The organism is Streptomyces sp. MK37H (assembly GCF_018035285.1).
GTDB classification, from domain to species: Bacteria; Actinomycetota; Actinomycetes; order Streptomycetales; family Streptomycetaceae; genus Streptomyces; species Streptomyces endocoffeicus.
In genome coordinates this window covers 1-8,074 of sequence record NZ_JAAAYH010000410.1, presented here as the reverse complement: position 1 = coordinate 8,074, position 8,074 = coordinate 1, and the positions used below count along the sequence as shown (strand labels likewise).

Genomic DNA, 8,074 nt, shown 5'->3' with positions numbered 1-8,074 from the left:
TCATCGAGGAATTCGGTGAGCTTGCGGGCGCCGTTGCGCATCACCTCGCGCCGATGGGCGCTGGCCCGCACTTGAGCGACGGCCGCGCGGCGGTCGAGTCCCACGTCCGTGTAGACCTTGGGGTTGATGAACGCCTGCGAGAAGATCCGGGAGAACTCCCCGGAACCGATCCGGGTCAGCTCCCCCTCCCAGCGCGGCGCCCGCAGCATCTGGCGGCGCAGCTCCTCGCGCGCGTACCGCACATGACGGGCCTCCTCGACCACATGGATTCGGGTCACCCCGCGAATCAGCGGCTGAACGCGCTCGTCGGGGAAGGTCAGCCGCTGCATCCAGTCCAGGATCTCCTCGCCGAGGAGGGTCGCGGTGAACGAACCCGGCGTGGTGGAGAACGTCTTGAAGAACCGGCCCAGGTTGTGGTGGAGCGGAGCGACCGGATACGCCGGGGTGCCGCCCTTGGTGATCAGCCGCGCGAACATCTTGGAGTGGCGGCACTCATCGGCGATCTCGGTGAGCGCGTACCGCACATGGGCGCTGGTCGCGGGCTTGTCGTAGATGTGCCGGGTGAGCAGCTGGATCAGGATGATCTCGAACCATATGCCCAGGGAGGCGAGGGCCGCCGCCTCGTGCTGGGACAGCAGCAGCCGCTGCTCCTCCGACATCCGGCGCCACATGGGCGTGTCGTAGAGCGACACCAGCTCCGGTGGCCAGAACCACTTGCCGGGCTCGAACGGCGCGTCCCAGTCCAGTTCGGTGTCGGGGTCGAAGGAGTGCTTGGCGGAGGACTGGAGCAGTCGCTCCGCGACCCGTTCGCGGTCCTTGATCAGCCCGAGCGCGTCCCTGAGCGCGGGTGGTTCGGTCATGGTGGACATCGTCGAGGGCACCTCACTGATGGCTCGGACAGACGCCGGTGGGAACGGTTACCGGCGGATACCTCTTATGAGACTCCGTGTCAGCAAGCCCGTCAATCCCTTGCGGAGGTCTTATTGACCGCCGAGTAACGGACGTGTGAGCCTGCCGAGTACGCATCCGTTCACGGGGGAGCGAGGCGAAGGAGGCGTCGGTGGCGACGCAAGAGCTCTACGCGATGGATCCCGGAGACCCCCTCTGGCAGGTGCCCGCAGGCGGCGCCGCCCGATTCAGCTGGGAGTACGACGACCACCGGGCCCGGCTGCTCGCCCTCTACCAGAAGGGCAAGGACAAGCAGTGGGACGCGGTCAAGCGGATCGACTGGGGCCTGGACGTGGACCCGTACGATCCGCTGGGCACCCCCGATGAGTCGCTCGCCCTCTACGGCACCCGCCACTGGGACCGGATGACCGACCGGGACAAGGGCGAGCTGCGCCATCACGTCGCCGCCTGGCAGTTCAGCCAGTTCCTCCACGGCGAACAGGGCGCGATGGTGTGCGCGGCCCGGATCGTGGAGGCCGCGCCCGACCTCGACGCCAAGTTCTACTCCGCGACCCAGACCATGGACGAGGCGCGCCACGCCGAGCTCTACGGCCGCTTCCTGCACGACAAGCTCGGCACGGTCTACCCCATCAACACCGATCTGCGGACCCTCCTCGGCGACACCCTCCGCGACTCCCGCTGGGACATGGCGTACCTGGGCATGCAGGTGCTCATCGAGGGCCTGGCGCTCGCCGCGTTTGGCCTCATCCGCGACACCACCGACAAGCCGCTGCCCCAGCAGATCCTCGCCTACGTCATGCAGGACGAGGCCCGCCATGTGGCCTTCGGCCGGATGGCGCTGCGCGACTACTACCGGCAGCTGAGCGACGCGGAGCTGCGCGAACGCGAGGAATTCGTCATCGAGGGCTGCTACTTGATGCGCGACCGGCTGCGCGGTGTGGAGGTCCTGGAGAACTTCGGCATCCCGAAGGCCGAGGCCGAGGAGTACTGCGAGCAGTCGCAGTTCCTGCACATGTTCCGCAAGCTGCTCTTCAGCCGGATCGTGCCGTGTGTGAAGGACATCGGGCTGTGGGGCGAGCGGCTCCAGCGGGCGTATGTCGACATGGGCGTGCTGGAGCTGGGCGACAGCAACCTCGACCTGCTGATGAACCAGGACGAGGAACTGGCCGAGCGGCTGGACCAGCAGCGCTTCGCGGCGGAGGAGGCGGCGCGCACGGGCGAGGTCGAGGAGGCGATCGCGGAGGGGGCGGCCGAGGCGCAGGCGTGAGTACGCAGATGACGACCCAGGCGTGAGTACGAACATGACACCCCCTCAACCTCGCCCCTACGCGCCGACCTTGGTAGATTCATGATCACCGCCAGCGGAGAAGGCCGAGGTCATTGGGGTGACCTCGGTCCGATGGCGTTCATATGCGTTCATATGAAGGAACGGCCGAAGGGTGCTCTCCACGGCGGTGGGGGGCACGCCTTTGTTCCGGCGTTCCGGAGGATGATGGTGGGGTGCGGATTCGAACGAGCACCAGTGAAGAACTCCCCGTCCTCCAGGACATAGAGCGCGCCGCCGGACTCTGCTTCCGGGACATCGGAATGGACGAAGTCGCCGATGACGAGCCCCTGAGCCTGGAAGAGCTGAGCCGCTACCAGCGGGCCGGACGGGCCTGGGTCGCGGTGGACGACGCCGACCGGGCGATGGCGTACCTGATCACCGACCCCGTCGACGGAAACATCCATATCGAGCAGATCTCGGTCCACCCCGACAGCGCCCGCCGTGGCGTGGGACGGGCCCTGATCGACCACATCGCGGCGCGCGCCGCGGGCGACGGCGTCCCCGCGCTCACCCTGACCACCTTCGTGGACGTGGCCTGGAACGCCCCGTACTACGCCGCGCGGTGCGGCTTCCGGGCCCTGACCGAGGCCGAGCTGACCCCCGGCCTCCGCGAGATCCGGCTCAGCGAGGCCGGTCATGGGCTGGACCGCTGGCCACGGGTATGCATGCGCCGGGACGTGGGCCTGGGGCGGGCCGCAACGGGCCAGCGGGCGTCCGACGGATCTTGACGCGTACGGGGCCTGCTCTCCTCCCCGCCCCTTCCCGCGACGTCGAAATGCGGCTTCGCCGCGTGGCGGGCTCCGCCCCTTAACCCCGGGGTCCAGGGGCGGAGCCCCTGGTAGCGGGAAGGGGCGGGGAGGGGGAAGCATCGATATGCGGCTCCGCCGCGTGGATCGATATGCGGCTCCGCCGCGTGGTCCGCCGGACACCTCCGGTGGTGCGCTCGCCGCTCAGAGCCCGGCTCGGGGCCTGGCTCGCCGTCGTCGCCGTCGCGGTCGGCACCTTCGCGGTGGTCACCACCGAGATGCTGCCGGTCGGCCTGCTCACCTCGATCGGCTCCGCACTCCGGGTCTCGGACGGTACGGCGGGGCTGGCCATGACCGTGCCGGGCCTGGTCGCCGCGCTCGCCGCCCCGCTGCTCACCGTCACCGTCGGCCGCTACGACCGGCGGCTGGTGCTGTGCGGTCTGATGGGGCTGCTGGCCGTCGCCAATCTGCTCTCCGCGCTCGCGCCCGGCTTCGCCCTCCTGCTCTTCGCCCGGGTGCTGGTCGGGGTGAGTATCGGAGGGGTGTGGCCGATCGCGGGCGGGCTCGCGGTGCGGCTGGTGCCCGAGCGCTCCGCGGGCCATGCCACCACGCTGATCTTCAGCGGTATCGCGGTGGCCTCGGTGCTCGGGGTGCCGATCGGGACGCTCATCGGCGATCTGGTCCACTGGCGGGTCGCGTTCGCCGCCTTCGCCGCCCTGTCGCTGGCCGTGGCCGCCGCCATGGCCGTCACCCTGCCGCCGCTGCCCGCCACCGGCACCATCCGGCTGCGCATCCGGCTGCGCGAGGTGCCGGGCCTGTTCCGCGACGTCCGGCTGCGGACCGGCCTCATCACCACCCTGCTGCTGGTCACCGGCCACTTCGGCGCGTACACCTACCTCCGCCCGGTGCTCGAGGACGTCGCCGGGGTCGGGACGGGCCTGATCAGCACCCTGCTGCTGGCGTACGGCGTGGCGGGCATCGCCGGGAACTTCCTGGCCGGCGCCACCGCCCACCGCCATCCGCGCCGCACCCTCATGGTCGTCTTCACCCTGCTGGCGGCGGCCGAGCTGCTGGTCCCGGTCGCCGGTGCCACGACGGCGGGGGCGGCCGTACTGCTGCTGGTGTGGGGTCTGGCGTACGGCGGGGTGTCGGTGACCTGTCAGACCTGGGCGCTGCACGCGGCACCGGACGCGCGGGAGGCGGCGTCGGCGCTGTACGTCGGCGTCTTCAACGTGGCGATATCGCTGGGCGCGCTGCTCGGCGGCCGGGCGGCGGACGGGATCGCGGTCCCCAGTGTCATGTGGTTCGGGGGCGCGCTGGTGGTCCTCGCCTTGGCGAACGTGGTGCTGTTCGGCAGACGGAGGTGAGGAGGGGGCCGCGGGGAGTACGGAGGTGGTGGCCGCGTGGGTACGGAGTCGTCACGAGTGCCATGTCAGGCCATGAGGGACACGTCGGGCCATGAGGGACACGTCGGGCCATGAGGGCCACGTCAGGCCCATGAGGGCCACGTCGGGCCATGTGGACCTGGCGATCAGGTGAGACCCTGAAACCAGGGGACTCGTCGGCGGGAGTGGGTCCGATGGCAGTGAGCATGCACGTGGTCTGGAGCAAGTGCGAGCCGGGACGCGTCATCTACGAGACGCATTCGATCGAGACGGTCACCGACGGCTCGGGCGTCCACGCGACCGTCGACAGCCATACGTACGAGATCTCCCTTCGCAGCCGGGCCCAGGCGGAGTCCATCGCGGACGAGGAGGGGTTCGAGCTGTACCGGAAGGGCGAGGCGTGGGAGAGCCTCCCCGAGGAGGAGGGGCTCCCTGAGGAGGGCCTCCCCGAGGAGGGGCTCCCCGAGGAGGACGAATGAGTAAGGAGCAGAGCCCAGGGGCGCTGCTCCTTACATGCTGCTGCCTTACGTCATGCTCTGCCCGGGCCCTGCCCCTGAGGGCCCGGACTCACGCCCCGCCGTCGTCGCCGTGCCCCAGCAGGAAGTCCACATCCCGCCGCTCGGTGCCCGCCGCGCCGCCGACCGTGATCTGGCGGGTCGCCGGGGCGTAGCCGCTGGCCACCACCGTGTAGTGGTCGCCGGTGAGGGCCTCGAAGCCGAAGGACCCGTCCGTACCGGTGATGACCTGGCCGACCACGTCCCCGGAGGCGTCCAGCAGCGAGACCCGCGCCTCCTCGAGCGGTCGGCCGCCCCGGTCCCGTACGGTGCCCCGGACCCGGGCCGCGGGCGGCAGCTCGGCGTCCACGCGCACCGGCTCACCGGCGGTGAGCTCCACCTGGGTGGCGTACGGCCGGTGCCCGGCGGCGGCCACGGTCAGGGTGTACGTCCCCGGGGCCAGCTCCGGCAGCGCGAACTCGCCCTTCTTGTCGGCGATCGCCGACCCCGCGACCTCGCCCTCGGGCCCGGTGGCCGTGGCGGTCGCACCGGCCAACGGCTCCCCGCCGACGGCCCGTACGGACCCGGTCAGCCCGCCCCCGCCGGACAGCCGCAGATCGCAGACGACCGGCAGATCCGACACCAGCAGCGTGGCGGCCTGCGGCTGATGCCCGGCGGCCGAGCCGATGAGGACGACGCTCGCGGTGTCGGGCGCGGGCAGGTGGTACCGGCCGTCGCGGCCGGTGACGGTACGGCCGAGCTGGCGGCCGCCGGTGTCGATGAGGGTGATGGCGGCGTCGACGAGGGGGGTGTCGCCGGGGCCGAGGACACGGCCGTGGATGACGCCGCCGGTGAGGTCGGGGAGGTCGTCGACGACCCCTGAGGCAGGCGCCTCGGCGACCGCCTCCGCGGCGGCAGCGGCAACCGGAACACCAACCGGAGCGGAATCAACCGCAGGAGCGGAGTCAGCGACCGGAACGGAAGCAACCACAGGAGCGGAATCAGCGACCGGAGCGGAAGCAACCGCAGGACCGGAATCAGCCACCGGAGCCGAAGTGGCCACGGGACCCGAGCCCGCCGTCCGCCCAGCGCGCTGCCGCCCGGGCAGGCAGAGGGCGATCAGCAGACCGGCGACCGATGCGGCGCACGCCACCAGGAACGAGACCTTGAACCCGTCCTTGCTCGGCAGCGCCACCCCACCGAAGTCGATGGTCTGGTGCGCCAGGATCACGCCCACCACCGCGCTGGAGGTGGACATGCCGATCGACCGCATGAGGGTGTTGAGCCCGTTCGCCGCACCCGTCTCGGCGGCGGGGACGGCGCTGACGATCAGGGTGGGCATCGCCGAGTACGCGATACCGATACCGACGCCGAGCGCGGTGGACAGCACCACGATCTGCCAGATGTGGTCGATCATGACGAGCCCCGCACCGTATGTCGCGCCGATGACGAGCAGCCCGAGGACCAGCGAGACCTTCGGCCCGCGCGCGGCGTTGATCCGCGCGGACAGCGGGGAGACCAGCATCATCGCGACGCCCATGGGGGCGAAGTAGAGCCCGGCCATGACCATCGACTGGCCCAGGCCGTACCCGGTGGCCTCCGGCAGCTGCAGCAGCTGCGGAAGGATCAGCGACATCGCGTAGAACGAGAAGCCGACCATGATCGAGGTGAGGTTGGTCAGCAGCACCTGGCGCCGCGCCGTGGTCCGCAGGTCGACCAGCGGCTCGGCGGTACGGAGTTCGAAGACGCCCCAGAGCAGCAGGATCACGACGGACGCGCCGAACAGCCCGAGCGTGGTGCCGCTCGTCCACCCCCAGTCACCGCCCTTGGTGATGGGCAGCAGCAGACAGACAAGACCGGCCGTCAGCCCGAGCGCGCCGATGGCGTCGAAGCGGCTGGGGGTGCGGACGGCGGACTCCGGGACGACGGCGAGCACGAGGGCGATGGATATCGCGCCCAGCCCCGCGGCCCCGTAGAAGAGCACATGCCAGTTGGTGTGCTGCGCCACGAACGCGGCGGCGGGCAGCCCCAGCGCACCGCCGATGCCGAGCGACGAGCTCATCAGGGCCATCGCCGAGCCCAGCTTGTGCGGCGGAAGCTCGTCCCGCATGACGCTGATGCCGAGCGGAATGGCCCCCATGGCCCCGCCCTGGATGGCCCGGCCGATCACCATCACCACCAGGTCGGAGGTGACGGCGCAGGTCAGCGAGCCGATGACCATCAGCGCCAGCGCGACCATCAGCATCCGGCGCTTGCCGAACATGTCCCCGAGCCGCCCCATGACGGGCGTGGAGACGGCACCGGCGAGCAGGGTGGCGGTGACCACCCAGGAGGCGTTGGAGCTCGTGGTGTGCAGCAGCTGGGGCAGCTCGGTGACCAGCGGAACGACCAGCGTCTGCATGACGGACACGGCGATGCCGCAGAACGCGAGCACCGCCACGAAGCCGCCGCCGACCTCCCGCGGGAGCGGCGTGCCGGACGGCGCGGCGCTCAGAGGTTCCGCGACGCGAGGTGGGGCTGACTGGGGCATGCGAATGCCGCCTCCAAAGAAAGTTCAGGAGATTGATGGAAGCATGAGAGATGTGCATCCTACACATGGTGTGTATCGTGCACACTTCCATTGAGGGGCGCGGGGGAGGCGAGGAGGAATCGTGCTGGATCGTCGGCTGGAGCGGCTGGAACGCGAGCTGATGCTGGTGGCCAGGTGCTCAGTCCTGACCCCCCGCGAACGCAAGGGCCAGGCGACGGACCCCCAGGACCCCACGACGCAGCCGGACACCGGCACAGCTCCCCGCACCGAACCGTGCACTCCCACCCGCCTTGACCGCTCCGGCTACCTGCTCCTCTCCCGCCTGGACGCCGAGGGCGCGATGACCATCGGCCAGCTGGCCGACGCGTTCCAGCTGGACGTCTCGACCGTCAACCGCCAGACCGGCGCCCTGCTCCGGGCCGGCCTCGTCGAACGCATCCCGGACCCGGGGGGCGGCCTGGCCCGCAAGCTCCGCGTCACCCCGCAGGGAGCCGACCGCATGGCGGCGGAACGGACCTGCAGGCAGACCGACCTGTCCCGGCTGCTGGAGTCGTGGACCCCGGAGGACGTGGCCCGCTTCGAGGACGTCCTGACCCGCTTCAACCGCGAGGTGGAACGCCAGGAGGGCCGGGCCTGGCCACGGGAGACGGACGAGGCGGTCCGCGCTGCGGAATGAGGGCGCC

At 70.8% G+C, this 8,074-nt stretch carries 7 protein-coding genes; 5 read left to right on the top strand and 2 right to left on the bottom strand.

The features are described 5' to 3' along the window. Positions 1-869 (bottom strand): diiron oxygenase (locus GWI24_RS36080; RefSeq protein ID WP_210950254.1); only part of this gene is annotated, 869 nt, incomplete at its 3' end. A gap of 191 nt (positions 870-1,060) precedes the next feature. On the opposite strand from GWI24_RS36080, the gene GWI24_RS36075 reads away from it, so the two are divergent. From GWI24_RS36075 to GWI24_RS36060, 4 genes are all read left to right on the top strand, one after another. Then, complete coding sequence (locus tag GWI24_RS36075) at positions 1,061-2,176, top strand: ferritin-like domain-containing protein (protein ID WP_210950253.1); 1,116 nt, start codon at positions 1,061-1,063, stop codon at positions 2,174-2,176. A 233-nt stretch (positions 2,177-2,409) separates the two neighbouring features. Then, positions 2,410-2,964, top strand: coding sequence for a GNAT family N-acetyltransferase (locus tag GWI24_RS36070; RefSeq protein WP_210950252.1), 555 nt, complete (start codon positions 2,410-2,412; stop codon positions 2,962-2,964). 170 nt (positions 2,965-3,134) lie between these two features. After that, entirely contained in the window at positions 3,135-4,349 is a 1,215-nt protein-coding gene (locus GWI24_RS36065) for an MFS transporter (RefSeq protein WP_210950251.1), read from the top strand. 212 nt (positions 4,350-4,561) lie between these two features. Then, positions 4,562-4,846 carry a hypothetical protein gene (locus tag GWI24_RS36060; protein ID WP_210950250.1) on the top strand — a complete coding sequence of 95 codons (285 nt, stop codon included), beginning with the start codon at positions 4,562-4,564 and terminating at the stop codon, positions 4,844-4,846. An 88-nt stretch (positions 4,847-4,934) separates the two neighbouring features. On the opposite strand, the gene GWI24_RS36055 is transcribed toward GWI24_RS36060, so the two are convergent. Continuing rightward, positions 4,935-7,391 (bottom strand): MFS transporter, encoded by a 2,457-nt coding sequence (locus tag GWI24_RS36055; protein ID WP_247617345.1) that lies wholly within the window; start codon positions 7,389-7,391, stop codon positions 4,935-4,937. A 124-nt stretch (positions 7,392-7,515) separates the two neighbouring features. Here GWI24_RS36055 and GWI24_RS36050 point away from each other — a divergent pair, with 124 nt between their 5' ends. Beyond that, positions 7,516-8,067, top strand: a complete 552-nt coding sequence (locus tag GWI24_RS36050) for a MarR family winged helix-turn-helix transcriptional regulator (RefSeq protein WP_374103376.1) — start codon at positions 7,516-7,518, stop codon at positions 8,065-8,067. Positions 8,068-8,074 lie beyond the last annotated feature (7 nt).

Coding starts and splice junctions, on each gene's coding strand:
- GWI24_RS36055 (WP_247617345.1), bottom strand. CDS start 7,391: ATGCCCCAGTCAGCCCCACCTCGCGTCGCGGAACCTCTGAGCGCCGCG.
- GWI24_RS36060 (WP_210950250.1), top strand. CDS start 4,562: ATGGCAGTGAGCATGCACGTGGTCTGGAGCAAGTGCGAGCCGGGACGC.
- GWI24_RS36065 (WP_210950251.1), top strand. CDS start 3,135: ATGCGGCTCCGCCGCGTGGTCCGCCGGACACCTCCGGTGGTGCGCTCG.